The sequence below is a fragment of the Ruegeria sp. CH2 genome, assembly GCF_056537065.1.
In genome coordinates this window covers 83,799-110,459 of sequence record NZ_JBQFQV010000011.1, presented here as the reverse complement: position 1 = coordinate 110,459, position 26,661 = coordinate 83,799, and the positions used below count along the sequence as shown (strand labels likewise).

General features: G+C 57.7%; 30 protein-coding genes. 10 read left to right on the top strand and 20 right to left on the bottom strand.

The genetic code is table 11. The annotated features are described in order from the left end of the window. Window positions 1-3: 3 nt before the first annotated feature. Window positions 4-1,533 carry a 2-polyprenylphenol 6-hydroxylase gene (gene ubiB, locus ACR0M9_RS15100; protein WP_480507235.1) on the top strand — a complete coding sequence of 510 codons (1,530 nt, stop codon included), beginning with the start codon at window positions 4-6 and terminating at the stop codon, window positions 1,531-1,533. Window positions 1,534-1,629: 96 nt separating this feature from the next. Here ubiB and ACR0M9_RS15095 read toward each other — a convergent pair whose 3' ends face one another. Beyond that, window positions 1,630-2,805 (bottom strand): acetyl-CoA C-acyltransferase family protein, encoded by a 1,176-nt coding sequence (locus tag ACR0M9_RS15095; protein WP_480773993.1) that lies wholly within the window; start codon window positions 2,803-2,805, stop codon window positions 1,630-1,632. Between the two features lie 116 nt (window positions 2,806-2,921). Here ACR0M9_RS15095 and ACR0M9_RS15090 point away from each other — a divergent pair, with 116 nt between their 5' ends. From ACR0M9_RS15090 to ACR0M9_RS15070, 5 genes are all read left to right on the top strand, one after another. Continuing rightward, the gene (locus ACR0M9_RS15090; RefSeq protein WP_209507187.1) at window positions 2,922-3,485 is read left to right on the top strand and encodes a helix-turn-helix domain-containing protein; all 564 of its coding nucleotides are present in this window, start codon (window positions 2,922-2,924) and stop codon (window positions 3,483-3,485) included. Between the two features lie 110 nt (window positions 3,486-3,595). After that, the gene (locus ACR0M9_RS15085; RefSeq protein WP_480773992.1) at window positions 3,596-4,780 is read left to right on the top strand and encodes a glycine C-acetyltransferase; all 1,185 of its coding nucleotides are present in this window, start codon (window positions 3,596-3,598) and stop codon (window positions 4,778-4,780) included. A gap of 14 nt (window positions 4,781-4,794) precedes the next feature. After that, window positions 4,795-5,823 carry an L-threonine 3-dehydrogenase gene (gene tdh, locus ACR0M9_RS15080; protein ID WP_480476882.1) on the top strand — a complete coding sequence of 343 codons (1,029 nt, stop codon included), beginning with the start codon at window positions 4,795-4,797 and terminating at the stop codon, window positions 5,821-5,823. A 64-nt stretch (window positions 5,824-5,887) separates the two neighbouring features. Next, window positions 5,888-6,772: a tryptophan 2,3-dioxygenase gene (locus tag ACR0M9_RS15075; protein ID WP_480483938.1), complete on the top strand. Its 885-nt coding sequence runs from the start codon at window positions 5,888-5,890 to the stop codon at window positions 6,770-6,772. Window positions 6,773-6,775: 3 nt separating this feature from the next. Next, on the top strand, window positions 6,776-7,603 hold the full coding sequence (locus ACR0M9_RS15070; RefSeq protein ID WP_480773991.1) for an alpha/beta hydrolase: 828 nt from the start codon (window positions 6,776-6,778) through the stop codon (window positions 7,601-7,603). Between the two features lie 66 nt (window positions 7,604-7,669). On the opposite strand, the gene infB is transcribed toward ACR0M9_RS15070, so the two are convergent. The 6 genes from infB to pip form a co-directional block, all read right to left on the bottom strand. Further along, window positions 7,670-10,156, bottom strand: a complete 2,487-nt coding sequence (gene infB, locus ACR0M9_RS15065; RefSeq protein WP_480488111.1) for a translation initiation factor IF-2 — start codon at window positions 10,154-10,156, stop codon at window positions 7,670-7,672. 8 nt (window positions 10,157-10,164) lie between these two features. Further along, the gene (locus ACR0M9_RS15060; RefSeq protein WP_480773990.1) at window positions 10,165-10,788 is read right to left on the bottom strand and encodes an RNA-binding protein; all 624 of its coding nucleotides are present in this window, start codon (window positions 10,786-10,788) and stop codon (window positions 10,165-10,167) included. A gap of 22 nt (window positions 10,789-10,810) precedes the next feature. After that, a complete protein-coding gene (gene nusA / locus ACR0M9_RS15055) occupies window positions 10,811-12,430 on the bottom strand; it encodes a transcription termination factor NusA (protein WP_480488115.1) in 1,620 nt (539 codons plus the stop codon). Next, window positions 12,430-13,020, bottom strand: coding sequence for a ribosome maturation factor RimP (rimP, locus tag ACR0M9_RS15050; RefSeq protein WP_267363111.1), 591 nt, complete (start codon window positions 13,018-13,020; stop codon window positions 12,430-12,432). Before rimP ends, nusA begins: the two co-directional genes overlap by 1 nt. Window positions 13,021-13,180: 160 nt before the next feature. Then, window positions 13,181-14,002, bottom strand: a complete 822-nt coding sequence (locus ACR0M9_RS15045) for an ABC transporter substrate-binding protein (RefSeq protein WP_480773989.1) — start codon at window positions 14,000-14,002, stop codon at window positions 13,181-13,183. Then, on the bottom strand, window positions 13,999-14,976 hold the full coding sequence (gene pip / locus ACR0M9_RS15040) for a prolyl aminopeptidase (protein ID WP_480773988.1): 978 nt from the start codon (window positions 14,974-14,976) through the stop codon (window positions 13,999-14,001). Before pip ends, ACR0M9_RS15045 begins: the two co-directional genes overlap by 4 nt. Before the next feature lie 48 nt (window positions 14,977-15,024). Between pip and ubiG the strand changes: the two genes are divergently transcribed. Further along, window positions 15,025-15,771 carry a bifunctional 2-polyprenyl-6-hydroxyphenol methylase/3-demethylubiquinol 3-O-methyltransferase UbiG gene (gene ubiG, locus ACR0M9_RS15035; protein ID WP_480773987.1) on the top strand — a complete coding sequence of 249 codons (747 nt, stop codon included), beginning with the start codon at window positions 15,025-15,027 and terminating at the stop codon, window positions 15,769-15,771. Window positions 15,772-15,774: 3 nt separating this feature from the next. Here the strand turns inward: ubiG and ACR0M9_RS15030 are convergent, their stop codons facing one another. Genes ACR0M9_RS15030 through ACR0M9_RS15015 form a run of 4 tightly spaced genes read right to left on the bottom strand, consistent with a single transcriptional unit; the run spans window position 15,775 to window position 18,118 of the window. Next, window positions 15,775-16,215, bottom strand: coding sequence for a MarR family winged helix-turn-helix transcriptional regulator (locus tag ACR0M9_RS15030; protein WP_267363106.1), 441 nt, complete (start codon window positions 16,213-16,215; stop codon window positions 15,775-15,777). A gap of 12 nt (window positions 16,216-16,227) precedes the next feature. Continuing rightward, window positions 16,228-17,058 carry a carbon-nitrogen hydrolase family protein gene (locus tag ACR0M9_RS15025; protein ID WP_480773986.1) on the bottom strand — a complete coding sequence of 277 codons (831 nt, stop codon included), beginning with the start codon at window positions 17,056-17,058 and terminating at the stop codon, window positions 16,228-16,230. Beyond that, window positions 17,058-17,315, bottom strand: a complete 258-nt coding sequence (gene grxC, locus ACR0M9_RS15020) for a glutaredoxin 3 (protein ID WP_480483930.1) — start codon at window positions 17,313-17,315, stop codon at window positions 17,058-17,060. Before grxC ends, ACR0M9_RS15025 begins: the two co-directional genes overlap by 1 nt. Before the next feature lie 38 nt (window positions 17,316-17,353). Further along, window positions 17,354-18,118 (bottom strand): double zinc ribbon domain-containing protein, encoded by a 765-nt coding sequence (locus ACR0M9_RS15015; RefSeq protein ID WP_480488121.1) that lies wholly within the window; start codon window positions 18,116-18,118, stop codon window positions 17,354-17,356. Between ACR0M9_RS15015 and ACR0M9_RS15010 the strand changes: the two genes are divergently transcribed. Together ACR0M9_RS15010 and hemH are read left to right on the top strand one after the other, a co-directional pair. Continuing rightward, entirely contained in the window at window positions 18,099-18,929 is an 831-nt protein-coding gene (locus tag ACR0M9_RS15010; protein WP_480559427.1) for a methyltransferase domain-containing protein, read from the top strand. The two genes, ACR0M9_RS15015 and ACR0M9_RS15010, sit on opposite strands and share 20 nt — an antisense overlap. 57 nt (window positions 18,930-18,986) lie before the next feature. Further along, on the top strand, window positions 18,987-20,036 hold the full coding sequence (gene hemH / locus ACR0M9_RS15005) for a ferrochelatase (RefSeq protein WP_480488125.1): 1,050 nt from the start codon (window positions 18,987-18,989) through the stop codon (window positions 20,034-20,036). A 160-nt stretch (window positions 20,037-20,196) separates the two neighbouring features. Here the strand turns inward: hemH and ACR0M9_RS15000 are convergent, their stop codons facing one another. Both ACR0M9_RS15000 and ACR0M9_RS14995 read right to left on the bottom strand, forming a co-directional pair. Beyond that, window positions 20,197-20,379: a hypothetical protein gene (locus ACR0M9_RS15000; protein ID WP_117870963.1), complete on the bottom strand. Its 183-nt coding sequence runs from the start codon at window positions 20,377-20,379 to the stop codon at window positions 20,197-20,199. Between the two features lie 139 nt (window positions 20,380-20,518). Next, window positions 20,519-21,118 carry a L,D-transpeptidase gene (locus ACR0M9_RS14995; protein WP_480507212.1) on the bottom strand — a complete coding sequence of 200 codons (600 nt, stop codon included), beginning with the start codon at window positions 21,116-21,118 and terminating at the stop codon, window positions 20,519-20,521. Window positions 21,119-21,287: 169 nt separating this feature from the next. Between ACR0M9_RS14995 and dalA the strand changes: the two genes are divergently transcribed. After that, window positions 21,288-21,803: a divisome-associated lipoprotein DalA gene (gene dalA / locus ACR0M9_RS14990; RefSeq protein WP_480773985.1), complete on the top strand. Its 516-nt coding sequence runs from the start codon at window positions 21,288-21,290 to the stop codon at window positions 21,801-21,803. Window positions 21,804-21,856: 53 nt separating this feature from the next. Here dalA and ACR0M9_RS14985 read toward each other — a convergent pair whose 3' ends face one another. The 7 genes from ACR0M9_RS14985 to ACR0M9_RS14955 all read right to left on the bottom strand — a co-directional run bounded on the left by ACR0M9_RS14985 (window position 21,857) and on the right by ACR0M9_RS14955 (window position 26,638). Further along, window positions 21,857-22,321, bottom strand: coding sequence for a PTS sugar transporter subunit IIA (locus ACR0M9_RS14985; RefSeq protein WP_267363095.1), 465 nt, complete (start codon window positions 22,319-22,321; stop codon window positions 21,857-21,859). Between the two features lie 57 nt (window positions 22,322-22,378). Continuing rightward, window positions 22,379-22,942 carry a ribosome hibernation-promoting factor, HPF/YfiA family gene (gene hpf / locus ACR0M9_RS14980; RefSeq protein WP_480474777.1) on the bottom strand — a complete coding sequence of 188 codons (564 nt, stop codon included), beginning with the start codon at window positions 22,940-22,942 and terminating at the stop codon, window positions 22,379-22,381. A 252-nt stretch (window positions 22,943-23,194) separates the two neighbouring features. Next, on the bottom strand, window positions 23,195-23,953 hold the full coding sequence (gene lptB, locus ACR0M9_RS14975; RefSeq protein ID WP_480474775.1) for an LPS export ABC transporter ATP-binding protein: 759 nt from the start codon (window positions 23,951-23,953) through the stop codon (window positions 23,195-23,197). Further along, on the bottom strand, window positions 23,953-24,444 hold the full coding sequence (locus ACR0M9_RS14970) for an LptA/OstA family protein (RefSeq protein WP_480773984.1): 492 nt from the start codon (window positions 24,442-24,444) through the stop codon (window positions 23,953-23,955). Before ACR0M9_RS14970 ends, lptB begins: the two co-directional genes overlap by 1 nt. A 3-nt stretch (window positions 24,445-24,447) precedes the next feature. Then, a complete protein-coding gene (lptC, locus tag ACR0M9_RS14965) occupies window positions 24,448-25,047 on the bottom strand; it encodes an LPS export ABC transporter periplasmic protein LptC (protein WP_267363092.1) in 600 nt (199 codons plus the stop codon). Between the two features lie 11 nt (window positions 25,048-25,058). Next, the gene (locus ACR0M9_RS14960) at window positions 25,059-26,027 is read right to left on the bottom strand and encodes a KpsF/GutQ family sugar-phosphate isomerase (RefSeq protein WP_480773983.1); all 969 of its coding nucleotides are present in this window, start codon (window positions 26,025-26,027) and stop codon (window positions 25,059-25,061) included. Beyond that, entirely contained in the window at window positions 26,024-26,638 is a 615-nt protein-coding gene (locus ACR0M9_RS14955) for a ribonuclease D (protein WP_267363090.1), read from the bottom strand. The genes ACR0M9_RS14960 and ACR0M9_RS14955 overlap by 4 nt, the downstream gene beginning before the upstream one ends. Between the last annotated feature and the right edge of the window lie 23 nt (window positions 26,639-26,661).

Here is a 26,661-nt window from a genome sequence, read left to right as displayed (position 1 = left end):
CGCATGCGCGGTCCCCACAACATCATCCGCCTGATCCGAACGGGCGCCACGCTTGAGCGCACCGGTGCCATGAATGTGGTCCTCGACGCGTTCGAGGCGCCACGGGCTATTCGATTTCTTGCCCACGCTCTAGGCAAACCGTTTTGGTGGCTGGGTTACAAGGGCGACCCAAAGATGCCGCCTGCAACACGTGCGCTCACCGCACTGGGCCCGGCCTACATCAAGTTTGGTCAGGTGCTTTCGACACGCCCGGATGTTGTAGGCGATGAACTGGCTGTGCAACTTCGTGTTTTGCAAGACAAACTGCCGCCGTTCTCAAAAGCCGAGGCTTTGGCCGAAGTAGAAAGGGAACTGGGGCAACCTGTTGCCGAGATATTCAGCGAATTCAGTGAACCCATAGCTGCCGCTTCGATCGCACAGGTCCACAAGGCCAAGCTTGCGAGCACCGGAGAAGACGTGGCCGTCAAAGTCCTGCGTCCCAATATCGAACGCGCCTTTCGCAAGGATGTAGATGCATTCTACTTCGCCGCCCGCATCGTCGATTTGTTTGCGCCCGGTGCCCGCCGATTGCGCCCGATGGAGGTCATTGAACATTTCGACGGCGTTGTACGGGGTGAACTGGACCTGCGTCTGGAAAGCGCTGCTGCCTCGGAATACGCGGCCAACACAAAAGACGACACAGGGTTCTGGCTGCCGCCCGTATTGTGGTCACTGTCGGCACGACGCGTGATGACACTCAGCTGGGCCGACGGTATTCCATTGGGTGAAAACGACGCGCTCGATGCCGCCGGCCACAACCGCCGTGATCTGGCGGAACGTGTGCTGCGCCTGTTCCTTCTTCACGCCCTGCGCGACGGCTATTTCCACGCCGATATGCATCAGGGCAACCTCAAGGTCGCTGCCAACGGTGATATCATCGCTTATGATTACGGTATCATGGGCCATATCGACGAATACACGCGCCGGGTCTATGCCGAGATACTGTTCGGTTTCATCCGCCGCGACTACAAGCGCGTGGCCGAAGTGCATTTCGAAGCCGGTTACGTTCCTGCACACCAGGACGTCGATGAATTCGCCCGCGCCCTGCGTGCGGTTGGCGAACCGATCTTCGGTATGGATGCCTCGCATATTTCGATGGGCCGTTTGCTAAGCTATCTGTTCGAAGTGACAGAGCGTTTTGGCATGGAAACCCGAACCGAGCTGATCCTTCTACAGCGCACGATGGTCGTGGTTGAAGGCGTTGCCCGGTCACTGGACGACCACATCAATATCTGGGAAGTTGCCCGCCCCGTGGTCGAAGATTACATCAAACAATCCATCGGCCCGCGCGCCGCGCTTCGTGACTTTGCCAAAACCGCTATGGTTCTGGCACGCTTTGGTCCGCGCCTGCCGACATTGGTCGAAAACGCGTTGATTGCACAGACGCACAAAGAAGAACCGGAAAACTCGGGTCTGTTGCCAAAATTCCTGCCCGCCGCTCTCGGTGCGGTTGCCGGCGCAGCCGTAGTTCTGTTGATCACTACACTCGGCTGATTGTGATCCGCAGCTTCATCTGGCTAAAAATATCCTCGGGGGGAATCGCGCCTTGCGCGATGGGGGGCAGACAGCCCCCCTTTGCCCAGACCCGGATCAGAGCCGCTCGATGGCAATGGCGATCCCCTGACCACCACCAATACACATGGTGATCAACCCTTTTGATCCGCCTGTGCGCTCCAGCTCATAAAGCGTCTTCATGGTAATGATGGCGCCCGTCGCACCGACAGGATGCCCCAGCGCAATCGCACCTCCATTCGGGTTCACCTTCGCTGCATTCAACCCAAGCTCCTGGTTGACGGCCAGCGCCTGCGCGGCAAATGCTTCGTTGCTTTCGATCACTTCGAAATCTTCCGCCGACAAACCCGTCTTTTTGAACAGGTTCTGAACGGCCGGTACCGGGCCAATACCCATGACTTCGGGGCGCACGCCAGCATGTGCATATCCGATCACACGCGCTTTTGGCTTCAATCCGGCCTTTTCCGCCGCGCCCGCCGTTGCCAGAACCATCGCCGCCGCGCCGTCGTTGATGCCCGAGGCATTGCCCGCCGTCACACGCCCATCTTTTTTGAACACCGGTCGCAACCCGGCCAACGCATCGGCTGTCGTCGCTTTTGGATGCTCATCAACTTTGAAATCCACAATGTCACGCTTGACCTTCACCTGAACGGGCACGATCTGGCTTTCGAAATATCCGGCTTCAATTGCAGCTGCCGCGCGGGTCTGGCTAGTCAGGGCGAAGTCGTCCATCTGTTCACGACTGATCTGGTGTTCATCGGCAACGTTCTCGGCCGTCACGCCCATGTGCCCCGTGCCAAAGGGGCAGTTCAATGCACCCAGCATCATGTCCAGCGATGTGACATCACCCATTTTCGCGCCCCAGCGTGCCTGTGGAACAATGTAAGGGCTGCGCGACATGCTTTCTGCGCCACCTGCCACGGCGAAATCGGCATCGCCAAGCATCAAGGATTGCACTGCTGACACGATCGCCTGTGCCCCCGAACCGCACAGCCGATTTACATTCATCGCAGGGGTGCCGTTCGGAATTCCGGCCTGCATCGCGGCCACGCGCGACAGGTACATGTCCCGAGGTTCGGTGTTGATGACATGGCCAAATACAACATGCCCGATTTGCGCACCTTCTACCCCTGACCGTTCTAAGGCCGCTTCGGTGACCACCGTCGCCAGATCAATGGGTGCGGTTGACGCAAGTGCGCCACCGAAAGTTCCAATCGCGGTGCGCGCACCATCCAGCAATACGATGTCTGTCATGTCTTTCTCCTCTTGGAATCGTCGTCAGTATGCACATGCAGCATGATCCTGTCCTATAGGACGTGCCGTCACGGATGGAATTGACAAGCCGGGTCCCAACACGCATGGATTCCGTCATGACGGAGAACACAGACGATATCCTGAACCTTTTGCCTGCTCGCCTGAAAGAAGCACGCCGGGCCAAAGGACTGTCTCTGGAAGCAGTCGCAAACCTCAGTGGCGTGTCCAGGTCCATGGTTAGCCAGATCGAACGCGGGGAAAGCAGCCCGACGATCTCGACCCTCTGGAACCTGACCCGTGCATTACAGGTGGATTTTGCCGGTCTTCTGGAAGGATCAAAAGCCAGTGATCAGATCGAGGTGCTGCGCGCGTCCGAAGTGCCCAGCATCGACAATATGGGGCAGAACTGTCGCATTCGCATCCTGTCCCCACCGGAAGAGGCCGGTGGTCATGAGGTTTATGATATCGAGTTCGACACAGGCGGGGCCTTGAACAGTCAGCCCCATGCGCGCGGCGCGCACGAACAGCTGACAGTGCTGGAAGGCACCGTCAAGGTTACATCGGGCAGTGCCGTGTCGGAACTGAGCCAAGGGGACACCGCCCGCTATGCCGCGGATATCGTGCATTCCATCTCGGCCAAAGAACCAGCGCGGGTGTTCTTGATCGTAAAGAACGCCTGATGTCAGCAAATTTCCGCCTTCACGGAAAATTTTCCTGTATATTGAAATTCCCCTATTTGGGAAATTCATCCGCTATGTTAGATATGCGACTCAGTTGAACGGAGGTCGCCATGGCAGATGCATTCCTGTCCCATATCACGGACACACTCGCACAAATCGAATCCGAGGGGCTGTATAAGCGCGAACGAATGATCACCTCGCCTCAGGGCGGTGAGATTACGGTGGGCGGCAAACGGGTGATCAACCTGTGCGCCAACAACTATCTGGGTCTTGCGGATCACCCCGCGCTGATCGAGGCCGCAACAAATGCGATGGGTCCGAAGGGTTTCGGCATGGCCTCGGTCCGGTTCATTTGTGGGACGCAGGATATTCACCGTGAACTGGAACAGCGGTTGGCCAAGTTCCTGAACAAGGACGATGCGATCCTGTTCGCGGCCTGTTTTGATGCCAATGGCGGGCTGTTCGAACCGTTGCTGGGGCCTGAAGATGCCATCATTTCGGACAGTCTGAACCACGCCTCTATCATTGACGGGGTGCGGCTGTGCAAAGCCAAGCGCTATCGCTATCTGAACAATGACATGAATGACCTTGAAGCGTGGCTGAAGCAGGCGCGCGAGGATGGCGCGCGTCATATCATGATCGCAACCGATGGCGTGTTCTCGATGGATGGCTATTTGGCCAACTTGCCGAAAATTCGCGAACTGGCTGATAAATACGATGCCATCGTCATGGTCGATGATTGCCATGCAACAGGCTTCATGGGGCCGCGCGGCGCCGGAACACCGGATCACTTTGGTGTTGATGTCGACATTCTGACAGGAACTTTGGGCAAGGCACTTGGGGGGGCAATCGGCGGCTACATCGCCGGGCCGCAGCCAGTGATCGACCTGCTGCGGCAGCGGGCGCGGCCCTATCTGTTCTCGAATTCGCTGCCGCCATCCATCGTCGCCGCAGGGCTTGAGGCAATCCGCCTGGTCGAAGAGGGCGACATTCTACGCGCGCAGTTGTTCGGAAACGCAAAGTACTGGCGTGCTGGTCTGGAAAAGCTTGGTTTTGATCTGTTGCCCGGTGAACATCCGATTATCCCTATCATGCTGGGCGATGCAACGCTGGCACAAGAGATGGCCGCCAAGCTGTTTGATGAGGGCGTGTATGTCTCGGGCTTCTTCTTTCCTGTTGTTCCCCGCGGACAGGCGCGGATCAGAACGCAGATGAACGCTGCCCTGACGCGGGACGAACTGGACCGCGCGTTGGCGGCCTTTGGCAGGGTCGGCAAGGAACTGGGGGTGATTTGATGCGACCCAACACGATGAAAGCGCTGGAAAAGTCGAAACCCGAAGAGGGGTTGTGGATGGTACAGGCCCCGGTCCCGGAAATCGGGCCGGATGAGGTGCTGATCAAGATCAACAAGACCGGAATTTGCGGTACCGACATTCACATCTGGAACTGGGATGAGTGGGCCTCTCACACCGTTCCGGTTCCGATGATCACTGGTCATGAGTTCGCTGGGGAAATCGTTGAGATTGGGCGCAACGTAACCGGCCTGAACGTTGGGCAGCGCTGTTCCGGCGAAGGGCATCTGATCGGCACTGAAAGCCGTCAAAGCCGCGCAGGCAAGTTTCACCTCGACCCCGGCACGCGCGGGATCGGGGTGAATGAACAGGGCGCGTTTGCGCAATACCTGAAACTGCCTGCCTTCAATGTTGTTCCCCTACCGGATGATATCCCGGATGAGATCGGGGCAATCCTTGATCCGCTGGGCAATGCGGTACACACCGCGTTAAGCTTCGATCTTCTGGGCGAAGATGTCCTGATCACCGGCGCAGGACCCATTGGCATCATGGCCGCCGCCGTTGCCCGCCATGCAGGAGCCCGTAACGTGGTGATTACCGACATAAACGCTGAACGATTGAAACTCTCGGAACATGTCGTGCCGTCGGTGCGGACCGTCGATGTTTCCAAACAAGATTTGCACGATGTCATCGCACAGCTAGGAATGAAAGAAGGCTTTGATGTGGGGCTTGAAATGTCCGGCTCACAAGCCGCGCTTGACCAGATGGTCGAAGCGCTTGTGATGGGTGGGAAAATCGCCTTGCTGGGGATACCGCCGGGGAAATCTCCAGTCGACTGGTCGCGTATCGTTTTCAAGGCGATCACAATCAAGGGTGTCTATGGTCGCGAAATGTTCGAGACCTGGTACAAGATGATCGCCATGCTGCAAAATGGCTTGGATGTGTCCCGCGTGATCACGCATCGCTTTGCGGTTGATGATTTCGCGGATGGTTTTGCCGCGATGAAATCCGGCCTCTCAGGCAAGGTTGTCCTTGACTGGACCTAACCCGCTGGAAAGTTACGAACTCAACGCCTAGACAGGTGCAAGGATCGCACAAGGGAGGCATGAGATGGGCGCGAACAAAGACGATCGTCTGTTGCAAAGAGGTGTCGAAGACACTCTGGTCACTGATTTCGCCGAGACACATCGCAAAAGCTATGGAGATTTTCTGCAACTCAAAACACTGCTGAACCTGCAAAAGACCTTTCAGGACCCCGCGCAGCCGGACGAGATGCTGTTCATTATCATCCATCAGGTTAGCGAACTGTGGCTGAAACTGATGCATCACCAACTGGTCGAGGTGCGCCGTTTTTTGCAACAGGATGAATTTGGCCCAGCGATGAAAAACCTCGACCGCATCAAGGCCATTCAGCGGCAGCTGATTGCGGCCTGGGAAACCCTTCTGACCATGACGCCTGCCGACTATTTAACGTTTCGGCAGGCACTGGGCAGCTCGTCAGGGTTTCAGAGCTACGGGTATCGGCAGATTGAGTTCATTCTTGGCAACAAGGATGCGTCAACACTGAAGGTCCATGCGCATGACCCAGAGGTGATGGAGATGCTGAATGCCGCTCTGACCAAACCGTCGCTTTATGACGAAGTGTTGCACATGCTGGCCCGTCAAGGGTTCGACGTGCCCAAGGATCTGATCGAACGCGATTACGCCCAACCCTATTGCGGCGATTCGCGCGTGGTACAAATCTGGGTCGAGGTATTCCGCAACACTGAAAAATACTGGGATCTTTATGCTTTGGCCGAAAAACTGATGGATGTGGAAAGCCTGTTTCAACGCTGGCGCTTTGATCATGCCACCGCAGTTGAGCGCGTGATCGGGATGCAACCCGGCACTGGTGGCTCAAGCGGCGTGGCCTTTTTGCGAAAGGCGCTAGAGCTGCGGTTTTTCCACGACCTTTACGACGTGCGCACCGAATTGATGTACAGCGGGCAGACCTAAGACATGTTGTATCGAGGATTTTCGCAATCCGAGCTGGAGCGGGAGTACTCCCCCAGCACAATGATCGGCGGCGACCTAAGCCCGTATCTTGCCAGCTATAAGGCGCTAAGCGCTCAGGCGCGGGCCGACTATCCGGTACGGGAAAACCTGGCTTATGGTGACAGCCCCGTACAAGTCCTTGATTTCTTTCCCGCTCGCGATGACAAGGCACCCCTGCACGTCTTCATTCACGGCGGGTACTGGCAGGCGCTCAGCCAGAATGAATCGTCTCTGATGGCACCAGGTCTGGTAGAACACGGGCAAGCTTTTGCGACTGTAAACTACACGCTGGCACCCGATGCCCGGGTTGGCGACATGATCGACGAATGCCGTGACGCGTTGCTTTGGCTGGCGGCCCAGGCGGAGGAGCTGGGATTCGATCCGTCGCGGATCACCCTGTCAGGTCACAGTGCAGGCGCGCATCTGGCGGCGATGGTGATGGCAACCTCATCAGATGCCCTTGCCAAAGCGGGGCTTCGGGTGCGGGATGTGATTTTGATCAGCGGTATATACGACCTGGAACCGATCAGCCTGATGTCGGTGAACGATCCGCTGCAACTGACGCCGGTCGAGGTCAACGATCTGTCACCTATCCGCAATCTGCCCCGGCCCGGTCCTCGATATCATGTTTCGGTAGCCGAACGTGATACGGGTGAGTTCATTCGCCAAAGCCGCGACTATGCCGAAAGGCTGCGAAAGGCCGGACACCCGGTTAGTTTTACGCTCGCGCAAGGAATGCATCATTTCGATATAATCATGCATTCAGCTACATTTCTGCGTCGGACAAAATAAGAGCTTCGTCAAAAGAAAACAGCGGCCTGAGGGGGCCGCTGTTTTTCGTTTTCATCTTTTGCCGGGTTAGTCCAGCGTGCGGGTGACTTCTTCGCGCTCGAAAATTTCGATCACGTCGCCTGCGCGGATATCGTCGTAGTTTTCGAACGCCATACCGCATTCCTGACCCGACTGAACCTCGGCCACTTCGTCCTTGAAACGCTTTAGCGTCTTCAGCGTGCCTTCGTGAATCACCACGTTGTCGCGCAGCAAGCGGACACCGGCAGAACGACGCGCCACGCCTTCCGTGACCAGACAGCCAGCAACCTTGCCAACACCAGTAACCTTGAAGACTTCGCGAATCTCGGCGTAGCCAATGAACTTCTCGCGAATTTCGGCGCTCAACAGGCCGGATGCGGCTGCTTTCACGTCGTCTACGAGGTCATAAATCACCGAGTAATAGCGAATCTCGACGCCCTTCTGGTTTGCGGTATTCCGTGCAGAGGCATTGGCCCGCACGTTGAAGCCAAAGATTGGAGCGCCCGACGCTTCAGCCAGACCGACATCCGTTTCAGTAATGGCACCAACACCCGAATGCAGAACGCGCACGCGTACTTCTTCGTTGCCGATCTTCTCCATTGCCTGAACGATGGCTTCCGCCGAACCCTGAACGTCTGCTTTCATCAGAATGGGCAACTCGGTGACATTTTCGTCTTCCTTGGCCTTCTGCATCAACTGTTCAAGGGTCGTTGCGGCACCAGCGGCAGCGCGTTTGTCCTTGGCAGCCTGTTCACGGTAGGCGGCGATTTCACGGGCTTGTGCTTCGGTCTCGGTCACGTTCAGAACATCGCCTGCTTCAGGCGTACCGTTCAGACCAAGAACCTCAACGGGAACCGACGGACCAGCTTCCTTGACGCGCTCACCTTTGTCGTTGATCAGAGCACGGACCTTACCATACTGCTCACCCACGACAAAGATATCGCCCTGACGCAATGTACCGTTCTGAACCAGAACCGTTGCGACCGGGCCGCGGCCCACGTCCAGCTGTGCCTCGATCACGGCACCTTGGGCAGCGCGATCAGGGTTGGCTTTCAGTTCCAGAATCTCGGCCTGCAATGCGATGGCTTCCAGCAACTCGTCCAGACCCTGACCGGTGATGGCAGACACTTCTACGTCCTGAACCTCACCCGACATCTTCTCGACGATCACTTCGTGTTGCAGCAGATCGGTGCGCACCTTGTCCGGATTTGCATCATGCTTGTCGATCTTGTTGATCGCCACGATCATCGGCACCTTGGCTGCCTTCGCGTGATTGATCGCCTCAATTGTCTGCGGCATGACCGCGTCATCGGCAGCGACGACCAGAACCACGATGTCGGTCACCTGGGCACCACGCGAGCGCATCGAGGTGAAGGCCGCGTGTCCGGGAGTATCCAGGAAGGTCAGCGTCGAGCCGCCATCGGTTTTCACCTGATAGGCGCCGATATGCTGGGTGATGCCACCGGCCTCACCAGCCACAACACGCGCATCGCGGATTGCATCCAGCAGCGATGTTTTCCCGTGGTCGACGTGACCCATGATGGTGATGACGGGCGGACGAGGCTTCAGATCGGCTTCGCTGTCTTCGACCTCTTTGATGACGTCCTCAACATCCGAATCAGAGACGCGGGTGACCTTATGGCCAAACTCTTCGATAATCAGCTCGGCAGTATCAGCGTCGATGGTCTGGTTCTGCGTGACCATCATGCCCATCTGCATCAGTGATTTGACCACGTCAGCCACGCGCTCGGCCATACGGTTGGCCAGTTCCGAGACCATGATCGCCTCAGGCAGTTGTACGTCGCGGATCACCTTTTCCCGCTCGACCGAACCGCCCATGGCTTTCTGACGGGCGCGTTCCTGCTTGCGCTTCATCGCTGCCATCGACCGCTGGCGGCTGCCTTCGTCACCGGTGGCCTGACCCAATGTCAGCTTACCCGAACGACGGTTGTCTTCACGACCCTTGCCACGACCGCGCTGTTCGCGTTCGCGATCCTGCTTGCGAGGTGCGGCAGCAGGCGCAGGTTTGCTGGCCGGGCTGCGTGCAGCTTTGGCTTCTTCAGGGGCCGGCGAAGCGGCAGCAGCAACAGCGGCACGCTTGGCTTCTTCTTCAGCCTCCACGCGCTTGCGCTCTTCATCTTCGGCTTTCTGACGCGCGCGCTCTTCGGCTTCACGCTGCTCGCGCTCTTTCGCTTCCTGTTCCGCACGGCGGCGCACGCGCTCTTCTTCGCGTGCCTTTTCAGCGGCTTCGCGTTCAGCGGCCTCTTCGACCTCGCGGGCCTTGGCAGCCTGCAAAGCCTTCATACGGCGCGCCATTTCCGCGTCGGAAATACCTGCGGGACGACGCGACGGATCACCCGAAGGGGCGGCACCGCCACCCGGCTTTGCCGCGCCCGGCTTGGGGACCACCACGCGCTTGCGTTTGGTTTCCACCACGACATTCTTGGTGCGTCCGTGGCTGAAACTCTGTTTCACATTTCCGGGGCGTGCCCCGCCACGAAGACCCAATGTCTTTTTGCCGTCACTATCGCTCATAAAGCTTCTTACCCTTCCGCGCGGCCCTTGCCGCCGTCATCCGTTTCGCGCAAGCCACGCAGGCGCTGCGCTTCCTCTACAACACGTTTGGCGAGTCCGCCAGAGGCCAAGGCCGCATGAATCACCGTTTGGCGCCCAAATGCCTGCCCTAATTCGTCTGCCGTCAGCCAACCGATGTATTTTCCGAAGTGCGGCGTACTGAGCTTCGACTTGCCGCGCCCCGATCCATCAGTGGCCTGAATCAGCACCTGAGCCTCTTCCCGGTCCAGCCACGACTTGACCTTTTCATACCCGGCAACCGCGTCGCCGGACTTGCGCGCCAGACTGAGCAACTCAATCACACGGCGCGCGATCTGCTTTTCAACTTCTGTCGCCAGGTCCTGAGGCACAGTCACCTGTGCCTTGAACCCCCGCGCAAACAGTTTCTTACCAATGGCCTTGTCCAGCGCAGCACGATCCGCCGCCACATAAACGCCCCGCCCCGGCAACTTTGCCGCGACATCCGGAAAGACCTGACCGTCCGGGCCCGTCACAAAGCGGATCAAGCCAAATTTAGGCTGAACCTCGCCTGTGGCGATGCACTTGCGTTCGGGTCCGTCAGACCGATCCTTATGGACGCCACCGCGACCCATACGCGCCACCCGAGACCTGAGATCAGGCCTCGACCTCCTCGTCTGCTGCGTCGCCGTCGATGTCTTCTTCCGCCTGCTCCAACTCGGCCGGATCAACCCAACCCAATAGGATACGCGCAGTCATGACCATGTCTTGTGCTTCTTCGAGCGTGACGCCAAAGGGCTCCAGCACGCCATCATCCTTGACGCGTTCACCGTCGACCGTGGTCCAGCCACCGGCCAGTTCCCAGTCTGCACAGGTTGCGAAGTCTTCCAGCGTCTTCACATCGTCCTTGGCCAGCGCCTCTACCATCTGGGGGGTCAGGCCTTCGAATTCAATGAGGCTGTCCTCGGCACCCAGTGCGCGGGCCGCATCCAGAGCGGCTTTGGCCTGGGCTTCCAGGAACTCGCGCGCCCGGGTCTGAAGTTCCTGCGCAGTGCCTTCGTCGACGCCGTCAATGACCAGAAGTTCATCAATCTCGACATAGGCAACTTCTTCGAGGTTGGTGAAGCCTTCGGAAACCAGCAATTGCGCAAAGAACTCGTCCAGATCCAGACTGTCCATGAACAGTTTGGTACGAGATTCGAATTCCTTCTGACGACGCGCCGATTCTTCAGCTTCGGTCATGATGTCGATATCCAGCCCGGTCAGCTGGCTTGCCAGACGCACGTTCTGACCGCGACGACCGATTGCAAGAGACAACTGCTCTTCCGGAACGACAACCTCGATCTTGCCTGCTTCTTCGTCCAGAACAACCTTCGAAACCTCGGCAGGTTGCAGCGCGTTCACCAGGAAGGTCGGTTGGTCTTCGTTCCACGGGATGATGTCAATCTTCTCTCCCTGCAGTTCGTTCACAACGGCCTGCACGCGGCTGCCGCGCATACCAACGCAGGCGCCAACAGGGTCGATCGAGCCGTCATACGAGATCACGGCGATTTTGGCGCGTGAACCGGGGTCACGGGCCACGGCCTTGACCTCGATGATACCGTCATAGATTTCCGGCACTTCCATCTTGAACAGCTCGGCCATGAATTCTGGTGCGGTACGCGACAGGAAGATCTGGTGGCCACGCACTTCGCGGCGGACTTCCTTGATATACGCGCGCACACGATCATTCGGACGATAGCTTTCGCGACCGATCTTGTCATTGCGGCGCAGAACAGCCTCGGCACCGCCGAGATCGACGATAACATTGCCGAATTCCTCGCGCTTGACGGCACCGTTGATGATGGTGCCCGCACGATCCTTGAATTCTTCATACTGACGATCCCGCTCGGCTTCGCGGACCTTTTGCAGGATCACTTGCTTGGCCGACTGCGCCGCGATCCGACCCATTTCGACCGGCGGCACTTCTTCAACGAAAACGTCACCGACCTGCGGATCTTCCATGTACTGCTTGGCTTGTTCGACGGTGAACTCGGCCTGATAGTTCTCAAGCTCCTCATCCTCGACCACGGTGCGCACACGGGTGAAGGTCGCCTTGCCGGTCTTGCGGTCGATGGACACGCGGATGTCCATCTCGGCGCCGTAGCGACTCTTGGCGGCGCGGGCGAGCGATTCCTCCATCGCTTCGACAACCAGACCGGGGTCGATCATCTTTTCGCGGGCCACGGCCTCGGCAGTCTGCAGCAGCTCCAGCTGGTTGGCTGAGGTAATTGCCATCAGTTCGTCTCCTCTTCGGACCCTTCGGTCTCAATCTCGTCGAAAGCGTTTTCGTTCAGGGCACCGGCGTCCTTGCGCTGGCGCAGCATTTCCTTGATCAGGTCATCGGTCAGGACCAGCTTGGCATCACTCAGCCAGTCGAATTGCAGGCCGATGGTGATCGTCTCGGACCCTTCGGGGATATTGATCAGAACCTCTTCCCCTTCAATCCCGGCCAGTTCCCCTTTGAACCGGCGGCGGCCATCGATCAGTTCAGAAGTTTCGATCTTGGCCTCATACCCCTCGAAAGTCTCGAAATCCTTGAGGCGGGTCAGGGGGCGGTCGATACCGGGGCTGGACACCTCAAGCGTATAGGCGTCAAGGATCGGGTCCTCGACATCCAGGGTGGCGCTGACCGCATTCGAAATCTCGGCGCAGTCATCCACTTCGATGCCGCCTTCGGGTTTGTCAGCCATGATTTGCAGCGTGGTCTGCTTACCACTCATCAGCCGGACACGGACCAGCTCATACCCCAGATCTTCGATCACCGGGGTGATGATCTCGGCAAGTCGCCGGTCGATGGCAGCTTTGGCTATCAGGTCGTTTGTCATCAGGTTCTCTACCCTGTCAGTCGGGCACAAAAAAACGGGCGCGCGGCCCGTCGAATTTTCCGGTGGAGCCTTGGACCGGAAGTCCAACGCACCGCTGTTGAAACTGCATATACGCAGGATGATCCGAGTCTGCAACCCCCGACAGAAGTGTCACCCGAAATTACACGATCCACCACCGTTCAGCGATACGACCGTCGTCCAGAACCGTGCGTCCGGCAATCTGCCGCGGCAATCCCACCGCCCCAGAGACGGCCAGTGCCATATCGGTCTCGGAAGGATAGTAGCGAAGACCGCGCGTACCGCGGATCTCTGACGAATCGGGGAAGGCGGCGACATCGACATAGCCATCACGCAATGCCTCGGCGCGGACACGGGCATCGGGAATAACGATCACTTCGAATGCATCGACCCAACCGGCCTGACCGTCCTTGTAATGCCCCAAAACACGGCGACCCAGGAAATGCCGCCCGTCTTCGGCGCGTTCGACACGGTAGCAACCCGTGCCATTGGCGTTGTGTAGCGGCGTGACGCCTTCGCCATTGCGGGCAATGATAAAACGACTGTCCGCCAAAAGGAATGGAAGGCCCGGATTTGCCTCGGCCAGTTCCAGCCGCAAACGGTTGGCAGTCAATGCCTCGGTATGCCCGACCTCGGCCAATACGGCCGCAACATCTGCGATGTCCAAAAACGCGCCGTCGTGGAACACCGCATCGTTGCGCAGATCAAAGCTCCAGACCCTCGCATCGGCGTCGGTTTGCCAGCCCGTCGCAAGCTCGCCCCGCAAAGTGCCATCCGGGGCGATCTCGGTCAGCGTGTCGAAAACCGCACCGCGCGCCACCTGCTCAAGACTGTCGTCGCGCGGTACGGCCAATCGCAGCGTGCCGCCTTTCTCAGGTTTGTCCGCCAGGGACGCGCCTGTCGCGGCAAGCAGCGCGGCGGCGGCACCCGAGGCAAACAAGGCACGGCGGTCGATGCGTGTCATGCCAAACCCTCCGCTACGCGATCCATGATCCGGATGAGTTCTGCGCTGATCCCGGGTTCAGAAAGCGCATGACCGGCCTGACGTACCATCTTGATCTCGGCATTCGGCCAGCGTTCGCTCAGCGACCAGGCGGCCTGCGGCGGGCAAATCATGTCGTATCGCCCCTGCACGATGTGACCCGGGATATGAGCAATCCGGTCCATTTGATTTAGGATCTGCCCATCCGTTTCCAGGAACGCCTTATTGTAGAAATAGTGATTCTCGAGCCGGGCAAATGTACGGGCGTATTCGCCGGGGCTTTCGCCCACTGATCCGTTCGTGTGGATCGACGCCAGCGCATTTTCCCAGTGCGACCATGCCCGCGCATACAGGGTCTCGGTCGCGCGGTCCCCCGAGAACAGGCGTTTATTGTAGGCGGTGATGGTGTCCTTCAGCTCCACCTCGGGCAACAGTGAGGTAAATTTCTGCCACTGTTCCGGCCAGAAACGTCCCGCTCCGCCGCCATAAAACCAGTCAAGTTCAGCGTCAGTTGCCAGGAACACACCGCGCAGCACCAATCGGCTGACCCGGTCTGGATGCGACTGCGCGTAGATCAACGCAAGGGTCGCGCCCCAGCTGCCGCCAAAAGCAATCCATTCATCAATCTCGAACAGGTCGCGCAACCGTTCAATATCGGCCACCAAATGCCATGTCGTGTTATTTTCAACCGAAGCCGTGGGGCGAGACCGGCCACACCCACGCTGATCAAATAGAATCACCCTGTAGGCCTGTGGATCAAAATAACGCCGCATTGCGGGGCTGCAGCCACCGCCTGGGCCGCCATGCAGGATCACCACCGGTATGCCTTCGGGGTTGCCGCATTGTTCCACATAGATACGGTGCCCGTCGCCCATATCGACCATACGCTGGTCGAACGGATCGATCGGCGGGTACAGATATTGAACTGCGCGCTTTTGGTCCGGGTACTTGTCCATTATGGCCCTATATAGTCCTTAAGCGTAAAAGAGCATACGGAGACAGGAATGCAAGCGCATCCGAACACGGTGGATCCATCCGAGATCGCAAAATTCGAAGCGATGGCGGCGGAATGGTGGGATCCTCATGGGAAATTCAAACCGTTGCACATGCTGAATCCTTGCCGTTTGGATTATATCACACAGCAGATTGCCGGTGAATTCGACCGCGATCTGAAAGCGCGAAATCCGTTCGAAGGGCTGCGCCTGCTGGATATCGGTTGTGGCGGTGGTCTGCTAAGCGAACCCATGGCACGTCTGGGGGCCGAGGTCGTCGGGGCCGATGCCGCCGGAGGCAACCTGCCTGTTGCGCGTATCCATGCCGAGCAATCCGGTTTGGAGATCGACTATCGCCACACCACAGCCGAAGACATGGCCGCCGCAGGTGAGCAGTTCGACGTGGTCCTGAACATGGAAGTGGTCGAGCATGTGGCCGACCCGGAGGGCTTCCTGACCGCCTCGCAAAAATTGCTCAAGCCGGGCGGGCTGCTGATCTGCTCAACCATCAACCGCAACCCGAAATCCTATGCCATGGCCATTTTCGGGGCCGAGGTCGTCATGCGCTGGCTGCCGCGCGGCACGCATGAGTGGAACAAGTTCATCACCCCTGATGAGTTGTTCGACCTGCTGCGTCAGGCCGGGATGGACCCGGTGGACCGCAAGGGGTTCGTCTTCAACCCGATCCTCTGGAGCTGGTCGATCTCGGACCGGGACTTAAGCGTGAACTATGTGACGGCGAGTGTGAAACCGGGCTGAGGGTTATTCCCCTTCCAGCTGTTTTCTCAGATCGCGCAGCACTGGCAGTGTCGACCGAACACGGTCGTCCCCCAACTCTCCGACCACGCGGTTGATCAACGGAGCAATCGAGGAAATCGCCTGATCCCGCGCGCGTTTACCGGCGGGGCTGATCGCGACCATCTTGCGGCGGGCATCGTCCCAGTCGGGGCGGATGTGGATGTATCCGGCCCATTCCAGCTTGGCCAAGGTGTTGGTCATCGCCCCTCGGGTCACGTGGAACGTGTTGGCCAGCTGCGCCGGGCTACGCTCATCCGCGACAAAAGCCAAGTGGTTCAGAACCGAGAAATGCGAGATTTCCATGCCCTTGGGCAGCACCCGGCTAAGCCGGTTCCGCAATAGCTGGTCGGCGGTCAGGATCTCGCTGAACAGCGTGACCGCAAGGGCATTGGTGTCGTCTGTCATTGTTCCGTTCTGTCAGGGTCCGTCGAAGGAACGGCGGTGGTGCAGTGAAGGGACACGTCGCCGTGCCTCAGTCACAGAACTATCATCCAAATCGAAAATGTGAATGCCTGGATCGGTCCCTGCGTCGATCAGCACCTTTCCCCACGGGTCGACGACCATGCTGTGACCGTGAGTATAGCGTGTTTTACCGCCGGTTTTTGGATGTTCCCCTGTTTGGGCCGGGGCCAGCACCCAGCACCCGGTTTCGATTGCACGTGCGCGCAGCAAGGCTTCCCAATGCGCGGCACCTGTGACCGGCGAGAACGCGGCCGGGACGGTCAGAATGCGCGCGCCCGCCTGCGCCAGTGCCGCGTGCAAATATGGAAAGCGGATATCGTAACAGATGGTCAGACCAACCTTGCCGAAATCCGTATCTGCGATAACCGCTTTTTCGCCTGGGCGGTAATTCTTTGATTCGCGGAACGTCTCGGTCTCGGTGACCTGCACATCGAACATATGGATTTTGTCATACCGCGCCACGATCTGACCTTGCGGTCCGATCATAAAGCAACGATTGGCAAAACGACCGTCATTGTCATGAGTCTTGAGCCCCAACGAGCCGATCAGAAGCCATACACCCAGATCAGCAGCCTGTTCGCGCAGGCCCGTCAAAGTGATGTCATCTTCTTCATGTTGTAAAACCGCGCGCTGCCGTGTGGTGCTGGTCGAAACGCAATTCGTAACCTCTGGCGTCAGAACAAAGCGGGCGCCCTGTTCTGCCGCTTCGGCCATCATGCCTCGGACCATCCCGAGGTTTTCTGCCGGATCGTCCGACGAGGTGATTTGCAGCAGCGCGGTTTTCATCAGGCCGCAAGCAGACGGTCAAGCTTGCCCTGACGCTCCAACTCGTACAAATCATCGCAACCGCCGACATGCGTGGCGCCGATGAAAATCTGGGGGACCGTGCGTTTGCCTCCGGCACGTTGAATCATTTCAGGTTTGCGTTTGGGGTGCATCAGCACGTCGATCTCCTTGAACTCGACACCTTTCTGCTTCAGCAGGCGTTTGGCTGCATGACAATACCCGCACAGTGGCGATGTATAGATCTCTACCGACTTCATTTTCCGTTCCCTTCGGATTTCGCGCAATCTTGGGCGAATTAGACATCCTTGGCAACGCGCGCCAGAGCCAACACGAAAATATGATTTGCCCCCGCCGCCTGACAGGCACGAGTGCATGCGGCCAGTGTTGCCCCGGACGTCATCACATCGTCCACCAGCAAAACGTTCCGGCCCGTCAGATGGCGGGCATTTCGGGGGTGAAGGCATATCGCGTCGCCCAAAATCTGTGCCCGCTCGGCAGCTGTTTTGCCGTCCAGTACCGGCGTCTTGTTTTTGCGAATCAACAGATCGGGCACACATTCCAATCCTGTCTCGCGCGCCAGGTTCTGCGCCAACAGCGCTGACTGGTTGTATCGCCTTTTCAGCAATCGAGACCAATGCAAAGGAACCGGAACAATCACCATATCCGGTCGCAACAATGGGCGCCCTGCCTGCACCATCCACTGCGCGGCAGGGCGGGCCAGTTCGGGCCGATCACCATGTTTCAACGCCAGGATCAGTGACCGCGCCTTGCCGTCATACAAAAGCGCGGCGCGGCCTGCCCTCCAGGGGCGCGCGGTCTTCAGGCAATCATCGCACTCGGTCCGAAACTCGTCCTGCCCCCCGATCAGGGGCAGACCGCAACTTTCACAGACCGTGCCGCCAATGAATGGCGTTTCCCGCCAGCATGGACCACACAGGCCAAAATCGGACTCGGTCAGGTCGCCGCACCCCATGCAACGTGGTGGATAAATCAGCGCAAGTGCGGTTTGAATCCGTTGCGCGATGCGATACTTGCCAGCTATGAAACTGCCCGAACCCACTGCACCCTCACTTTTTGACCGTGCCGCCATTCTGCGTCATCGCAGCCGCGTGCAGGATGACGCCCTTTTTCTGCACCGCGCCGCGATGGACGAGGTTCAGGATCGGCTCTCCATGGTTAACAAAACCTTTACGGCGGCAGCGATCGTGACCGCATACCCGCAGCTTTGGACGGACGCGTTTCCCGAAGCCTCGATCATTGCGGATGACGACGTGCTGGCACTGCAACCCGGCGTACATGACCTTGTGATCCACGCCATGACACTGCACTGCGCAAACGATCCGGTGGGCCAGTTGATCCAATGCCACCGCGCGCTGAAACCCGACGGGTTGTTGCTGGTTGTTTGTCTGGGCGGCGAAACGCTGCACGAATTGCGCGCGGCGTTGGGTCAGGCCGAGATTGACGTTACCGGTGGCCTCAGCCCCCGCATCGCCCCGATGGCCGGGTTGCGAGACATGGGCGGTTTGTTGCAGCGGGCAGGTCTGGCCTTGCCAGTCGCAGACTCGGTGCCGCTCACGGCTGAGTACCGTGACATCTGGCACCTGATGCACGATCTGCGGCATATGGGTGAGGCCAATGCGTTATCCGGGCGACTGAAACACCCGACCAAACGCGCAGTATTTGAGGCCGCGCAAAACATCTACGCGTCTCATTTCACCACAGTATCGGGACGTCTGGCAGCCACGTTCGAACTGATCTGCCTGACCGGATGGTCCCCCCACGACAGTCAACCCAAACCACTGCGTCCTGGGTCGGCGCAAGCACGTTTGGCTGACGCCTTGCGCACGGACGAGGGCAAACTGCCCGATTGACGCGCGACCAAATCCCCTTATTTCAGGCCCTAACGCAAGAAATTCAGGAAGCCTCATATGTTTGATGCCACGCGACCCGCTCACGCTCCTACGGATCACCCCAAGATCAGGATGGGGCGCGTCGGCATATTGCTGGCCAATCTGGGCACGCCGGACGACTACACATATTGGCCGATGCGCCGATATCTGAATGAGTTTTTGTCGGACCAGCGTGTCATCGATTATCCAAAGTGGAAATGGCAACCGATTCTACAGGCGATCATCCTGACCAAGCGACCTTTCAGTTCCGGCGAGGCTTACAAATCGATCTGGAACCAGGAAAAAGGCGAAAGCCCGCTGATGACCATCACCAAGGACCAGACCGCCAAGCTAAGCCAGACGATGCACGCACGATACGGTGATCAGGTCATGGTCGATTTCTGTATGCGTTACGGCAACCCGTCGACCAAATCCAAAGTGCGCGCGATGGTAGCGGCAGGGTGCGATCGCATCTTGTTTTTTCCGCTTTACCCTCAATACGCTGGCGCAACGACGGCCACCGCCAACGACCAGTTCTTTCGCGCACTGATGGACGAAGCCTGGCAGCCCGCGACGCGAACCGTTCCGGCCTATTTCGATGAACCCATCTATATCGATGCGCTGGCACAGTCTGTTGAACGCGCATACGAGGCTATGGAGACAAAGCCCGACATTCTTGTCTGCTCATATCACGGGATGCCCGAGCGGTATCTTCAGCAGGGCGATCCCTATCACTGCCAATGCGCTAAAACGACGAGGCTGTTAAAGGAGCGGCTGGGCTGGACAGATGATCAATTGGTATCGACCTTCCAGTCGCGCTTCGGCCCCGAAGAATGGTTGAAACCTTACACGGTGGATCACGTGGCCGACCTGGCGAAGCAAGGCAAAAAGAACATTGCAGTTATTGCCCCGGCGTTTTCTGCTGACTGCATCGAAACGCTTGAAGAGATTAACGAAGAAATCAAAGAAAGCTTCGAAGAAGCAGGCGGGGAGGCGTTTACCTATATATCATGCCTTAACGATGACGACGCCCATATCGCGGCACTTGGAAAAGTGATCGAAGACAATCTGTGCGGGTGGCTGGAGTAAAGCGTTTACAGAACGCAACCCGCATTTCCTATGAGAACGTTAGGCTCGGCTTGATACTGGCCTGTCAGTATCCCCCGGCGCGCAACAGGCTTGAAGACCTGTTGGAATTAAAAAAGGCGGTGGATTGCTCCACCGCCTTTTTCATGAATTCCGTGTCGGATTAGCTTGCAGCAACAGCAGCAGCAACAACGACCAGCAGGATCAGCGGCAGCAGAATGCCCTGCGACGAACCCTGAGTTTCTTCAACAACAACTGGTGCTTCAACAACCGGCTCTTCCAGGTTGCCAGCATATGCAGTCGAAGCTGCTGCAGTCAGAGCTGCGGCGAGAACGAGTTTCTTCATATTAACCTCCAGAATTTGCACGGCTCCAATATCCAGAGCCGCACATCTAAGACTTACCTCGTAGTTTTTTCTAATCAGCATTAGAGCGGGAATGCAATTGCAACTTGACCGGTGAGCGGGTTCGTACACGAAAATGTCGTCAAATTAGCAACACTTGCGTGCCAACCTTCGCCATCGAAAACAGCTCGGCGATGTCTTCGTTGAAAAGGCCGATGCAGCCGTTCGAAGATCTGCGGCCGATTTTACGCGTATCATGCGTGCCGTGAATGCGATAATACTTCCAGCTCAGATATAAAGCGTGCGTTCCCAAAGGGTTATCCGGACCGGGAGGAATATAGTCCGGCCATTCCGGATTTCTCTTCTTCATCGAAGGCGTTGGAGACCAGCTTGGGCCTTCTACCTTGCGGATCACACTGGTCCGCCCGCGCCGGGTGAGTTCTTCGGTCAGCGGAACCGACGACGGGTACAATTTGTACACTGATTGATCATCCGACCAATAATGCAGCGCTCTTGAGACGGTGTCGACCAATATGGCGCCATTTCTGGTGTTCGAGAAATACGGTTGCCAATCCAATGCCCGGAACCCGGATACGTTGCGGCGAACCGCCGGTTCGGTCTCGGGTGCAGGGCGCAGCGGGTCGCCCGGGATATATTGTGCCAGCGCCGGTGTAGCCAGAGTGGCGGTAGCCCCTGCCAGAAAACCCCTGCGTGTGGGCGAATGAATGCGCTTTTTGACCATGACAACGGGTCCTGTGTTTAGGTGAGGTCTGAAATCAGAGGTATTCTATTGCCAGAATGCTTCAGTCGCAAACCAAACCGGCAGAATCACGCAAGTTGTGGCCATTGCGCGTTTGCTCAGAACAAGCAGGCACGCTATGCCCTGTTGTGATACAATAATCAGGTCGAACATGACGCGCATCGTTTCTTTACTGTTGATTTGCTTTGTCGCGCTTGCGGCATGTACCAACACTGTCTCAACCACCCTGGGATCTGATGGTCGCCCATTGCCGACCGTATATAAGATCCGCGGCAATCCGGAAAAGCTGCAGTTCCGCATGCTTGATTCGGTCAATGCCTTGCGTCAGGCCCAGGGATTGCAGCCCGTACAGCTGAACGCGCAGCTGAACGCAGCGGCGGCGACTCATTCGAAGGATATGTCGCGGCAGAACCGGCCCTGGCACTTTGGTTCAGACGGTTCATCACCAATCGACCGGGCAGTGCGTGTTGGCTATTTCGGCACGTTTCTGGGGGAAGCCATTTCCGAAACTTACGAGACCGAGACTGAAACGCTTGCCGCCTGGATGCAGGAACCCGGACCGAGGGCCGTCATAATGGACGCCAAAGCCACCCAAATGGGATTCGCCTGGCATCAGGAAGGCGGTGGTAAAATCTGGTGGACGCTGGAAATGGGAACCGGCGGCTGATCCGGCCAAACGGAAAGAAAAAAGCCCCCGGTTTTCGGGGGCTTTTTTGTTAATCAGGCGGCTTGCATAGACTGCGCCTCAGTCAGGATCGCATAGAGCTTTACCGGATCAGGGTTCGCCCGGAGCTTGGTGCAAACCGAAGTATCCCGCAATGTGCGAGACACCAGTGCCAGAGCTTTGAGGTGATCAACGCCCGCCTCTTCCGGTGCAAACAACGCGAAGGCAATGTCCACAGGCTGGCGATCAACCGAACCGAAATCGATCGGCTTCTCAAGCATGACAAAAACACCTGAAACCGAATCAAGATCGGGCAGGCGCGCATGTGGCAACGCCACACCATGGCCGACACCGGTCGGTCCAAGGCTTTCCCGCTCCAGCAGGAAATCAACCGCTTCCTGAGGATCGATACCCAGCGTCGCCGCGGCGACGTCACCGATTTCCTGAAACAGCCGCTTCTTGCTGGAAGCCGCGGACAAAACACGCACCGCTTCGGGCTTCAGTATGCTCGAAAGCTCCATGATCACGCTCCATGGCACGCACCCGCATCAGCGGGCGCGGCCCCGTATCCTTGCCTGTTACGGATCAATCCAGCCGATATTACCGTCATCGCGACGATAAACGACATTCAATCCGTCCTTGTTTTCATTTCTGAACACCAGTACTGGCGCACCGGCAAGTTCCATTTGCATAACGGCCTCTCCGACGCTCAAAGATGGGATTTTTGTTTCCATCTCGGCCACAATCATTGGCTGAAGCGATTCGGGTTCATCGGCCGACTCCGATTCGTTAGAAGCGAGGATATAAGAGGACGCCCCAAAGAGTTCAACCGGTTCGACCCGATCCTTGTGGTGGTCCTTCAGGCGACGCTTGTAACGACGCAACTGTTTTTCCATTTTATCACAGCATGCCTCAAATGCCGCGTAGATCTCGGTTGCATGGGCTTTGGCCTGAGCCGTCAGGCCAGTGGACAGGTGCACTGTTGTCTCGCATACATATTCATGCGCCGAACGGGAAAAGACGACGTTTGCATCCGTAGGCCGCTGCGCATATTTGCCCACGACCTCATTCAGTTCGGTCTGCACGTGTGTCTGCAACGCCGCACCGATGTCGATCTGTTTTCCGCTGATTTGGTAACGCATGTGATCTCCTTCACAATTCACACCCATTCTGACGCCGCGAAACGCGACGAGCTTGTTTTTATCGGGTGGGGGGTCGAGACATTTTCCGCGGTTGCCTTTTTTCCAGCCCTTCGAAGAAGGGACATCGAGATCCAGACTGGAGCCGGGTAAATGCCATAAGCCAATTGAGGCAAGAGACGAGGGAAGAGTCAATCAAAACAGATGTGTATATACGCGATTTCCGCCATGCAATTGGCACAACTCCGCGCAAGATTATGAAATGCGGAAATTCTCGCCCAGATAGACGCGGCGCACATTCTCGTTTTCGACAACCTCATCAGGTGTGCCGGACATCAAAACCTGACCGTCATGCAGGATATAGGCCCGGTCGACAATTTCCAGCGTTTCCCTGACGTTGTGATCGGTGATCAGCACACCAATACCGCGTTTTTTCAGATCCGCGACCAGATGGCGAATATCCCCGACACTGATCGGGTCAACGCCTGCAAACGGTTCATCCAGCAGCAGGTATTTGGGGTCTGCGGCCAAACAGCGCGCGATCTCGACCCGGCGGCGCTCGCCGCCTGACAACGCCAATGCCGGGGCCCGGCGCAAGTGTTCGATCGAGAAGTCCGACAGCAGCTCTTCCAAACGCTCTTTGCGCTTATGCGCATGAGAGACCGTGATATCCAGAACAGCAGCAATGTTGTCCTCGACGCTCATGCCGCGAAAGATCGACATCTCCTGCGGTAGATAGCCGATCCCCATCCGCGCCCGCCGGTACATCGGCAAAGTAGTCACATTCTGGCCGTCGATCGTGACTTTTCCCGCCTCGGGGAACACAAGGCCCGCAACTGAATAGAACGTTGTGGTTTTACCAGACCCGTTCGGCCCCAGCAGCGCCACCACTTCGGACCGACCCAACGTCATCGAAACATCGCGGATCACCGTCTTTTTTTTGTAGGACTTCCGCAGCTTTTCGATGCGCAGCCCGGAACTGCCCTCGGTCAGTTTCAGGTCGGGACGCGCCATCAGTTGTTTCCCTGCTGCAAGATCGTTTTGACCCGCCCGGTCATTGTCGCTGTGCCCGATGTCAGGTTGGCGTTCATCTGATCGCCACTGATGATGCTTGGGCCTTGTGTCAGCAGGACATTGCCCTTCATGACAATCTCACCCGCGCCGATCTTGTATTCAGCCCAGTCGCCTTCCGCTGCATCCGGCGGGCTGACCAGAACCACATTCTCGGTGGCCTCCATTCGCTCGATCGCCGAACGCTCCTGATTGTAGATAACCAGCACGCGTTCGGCTGTCAGTCGCATTTCACCCTGTACGACGATGACATTCCCGATGAACTCGGCCGATCCGTCCTCTTGATTGACGTTCAGGGTTTCCGATGTCACCTCGACCGGCAGGCTCGGATCGGCATTCGCGGACCCAAAAGCCACCTGCGCCTCTTGCGCAGTCACGGGCGCGGCGCCCGCGATCAAGGCGAGGCACAAAGGAACAAATCGAAAATCGAACACAAGTTATCTTTCTGCTTTTTCAGGCTCGTATACCAGCTTCACACCATCTGTAAAAACAATATGGACCGGCCCGTCCGTTTTTTCAGTGCCAAAGGTCATACGCCCCGCGGAAAAGTTACCGATCGGACCGGTTCCGTTCACCTGCCCCGGCGTATCGCCCCGGACTTCGTCCAACGAGGTATTGAGCAGATCCGTCGTGACCTTGAGCCCATCCGCCGTGGTGATGACCACGTCACCAACAAAGGTTGCTGTTCCACTATCCGGACGGATCAGGCCGGAATTCGAATCCAGCGTAATTGTGCCGCCATTGAGCAGCCCAAAGCGGCCGCGAAACTCGGAAGCGGTCGGAACCGACGCCTCGGTGCCCTGCGTGGCTTGCACCGCCTCGATATGCACGGTCTCTCCCTTGCGGGTCGTTCCGCGGTAATCCGGCCGCGTTACCACCTGTTGTGCCAGTCTCTCATCAATGTCTTTCTGCGCGAAAGGCACGGAAACGTTTGTTTCGATACTGCGGGACAGCAGGAATACCGTGGACAACATCACAATAGCCGCAAGCGGCAACAGCACCTTCAGGAACTGCACCATGCGGGAATACCTGTCCACTTCAGCCTCCCTCAGCCCAGACCGACGCGCAGGCAGTCGTGGATATGAAGCAGCCCCAAAGCCTGACCTGATGTCGCCTCGTCAACCACGAAGAGCGAGGTGATCTTACGGTCATTCATGATTGCTACCGCTTCTTCCGCCAACGCATCCGGGGATATGGTTGTGGGGTTGGGGGTCATGACCTGCTCGGTCGTTTTGTTCAGCAGCCCATCCATGTGGCGCCGCAAGTCACCGTCTGTAATGATCCCTGCCAATTGACCCTGCGGGTCTGTTACGCCAGCAACACCAAACCCCTTCTGGCTGATTTCGATCAGCGCATCGCTCATCGGAGTATGTGCCGCAATCAGAGGCAGGGCCTCTCCGACATGCATCAGATCCTGTACTGTGCTCAGCCGAGCACCCAGTTTGCCGCCGGGATGGAAGGCACGGAAATCCTCGGGCCGGAAATCGCGGTATTTCATGAGGGCAATCGCCAGTGCATCCCCCATGGCAAGGGTCAGCGTTGTGGAGATCGACGGCACCATACCAAAACCGCAGGCCTCGCCCATCGACGGGATCAGAAGATGTACGTCGGCCTGTTTCATCAATGTGCTGTCAGGTTTGCTGGACAATCCAATCAGCGGAATGCCAAAGCGGCGCGTAAAGGCCAGCAGATTGGCAAGTTCCGGTGCCTCGCCCGAATTCGAAATCGCCAAAACCACATCACCCTTGGAGACCATGCCAAGATCACCATGGCTGGCCTCGGCCGGATGCACGAAATAGGCAGGCGTTCCGGTGCTGGCCAGCGTGGCCGCAATCTTGTGACCTATGTGGCCTGACTTGCCGATACCGCTGATTATGATGCGCCCGGTGGCCTGAAGGATCAGCTGCACGGCTTCAGCAAAATGCGCGTCCAGACTGTCGGCAAGTACGTCCAGCGCGCGGGCTTCGTCAGTCACCACCTGACGGGCGGTTTTCAGGAATGCTTCGGTATCGGTCATGAGTGCGCAAAGATATCCGTTTCGGGCCAACCGGCGAGGTCCAGTTTCGCACGCATCGGTAGGAAGTCAAAACAGGCCTGCGCCATTTCAGTCCGATCCTCGCGAGCCAGCCGAATGTTCAGCGCATCGCGCAGCTGATGCAGATAAAGAACGTCAGACGCAGCATAATCCAATTGAGCGTCCGTTAATGAGGCTGCGCCCCAGTCGCTCATTTGTTGCTGTTTGGAAATATCGACACCGATGAGTTCCTGACACAGGTTCTTGAGCCCATGCCGGTCGGTATAGGTCCGCACCAGGCGGCTGGCGATCTTGGTGCAATAGACCGGCGCGGCCAGAGCACCAAATGTATGGTACATGGCGGCGATGTCGAAGCGCCCGAAATGGAACAGCTTCAGGATGTCAGGGTTTTCCAGCATGGCACATAGGTTCGGCGCCTCAGTCTGGCCTTTTTCCACCTGCACGATATGGCTGTTGCCGTCACCACCCGACATCTGAATCACGCACAAGCGGTCCCGATGTGGGTTCAGACCCATGGTTTCACAGTCAATGGCCACAACAGGGCCCAGATCCAGCCCGTCCGGCAGGTCGTTTTTGTACAAATGGTTCGCCACCCGACTATTCCTTTGTGCGGTAT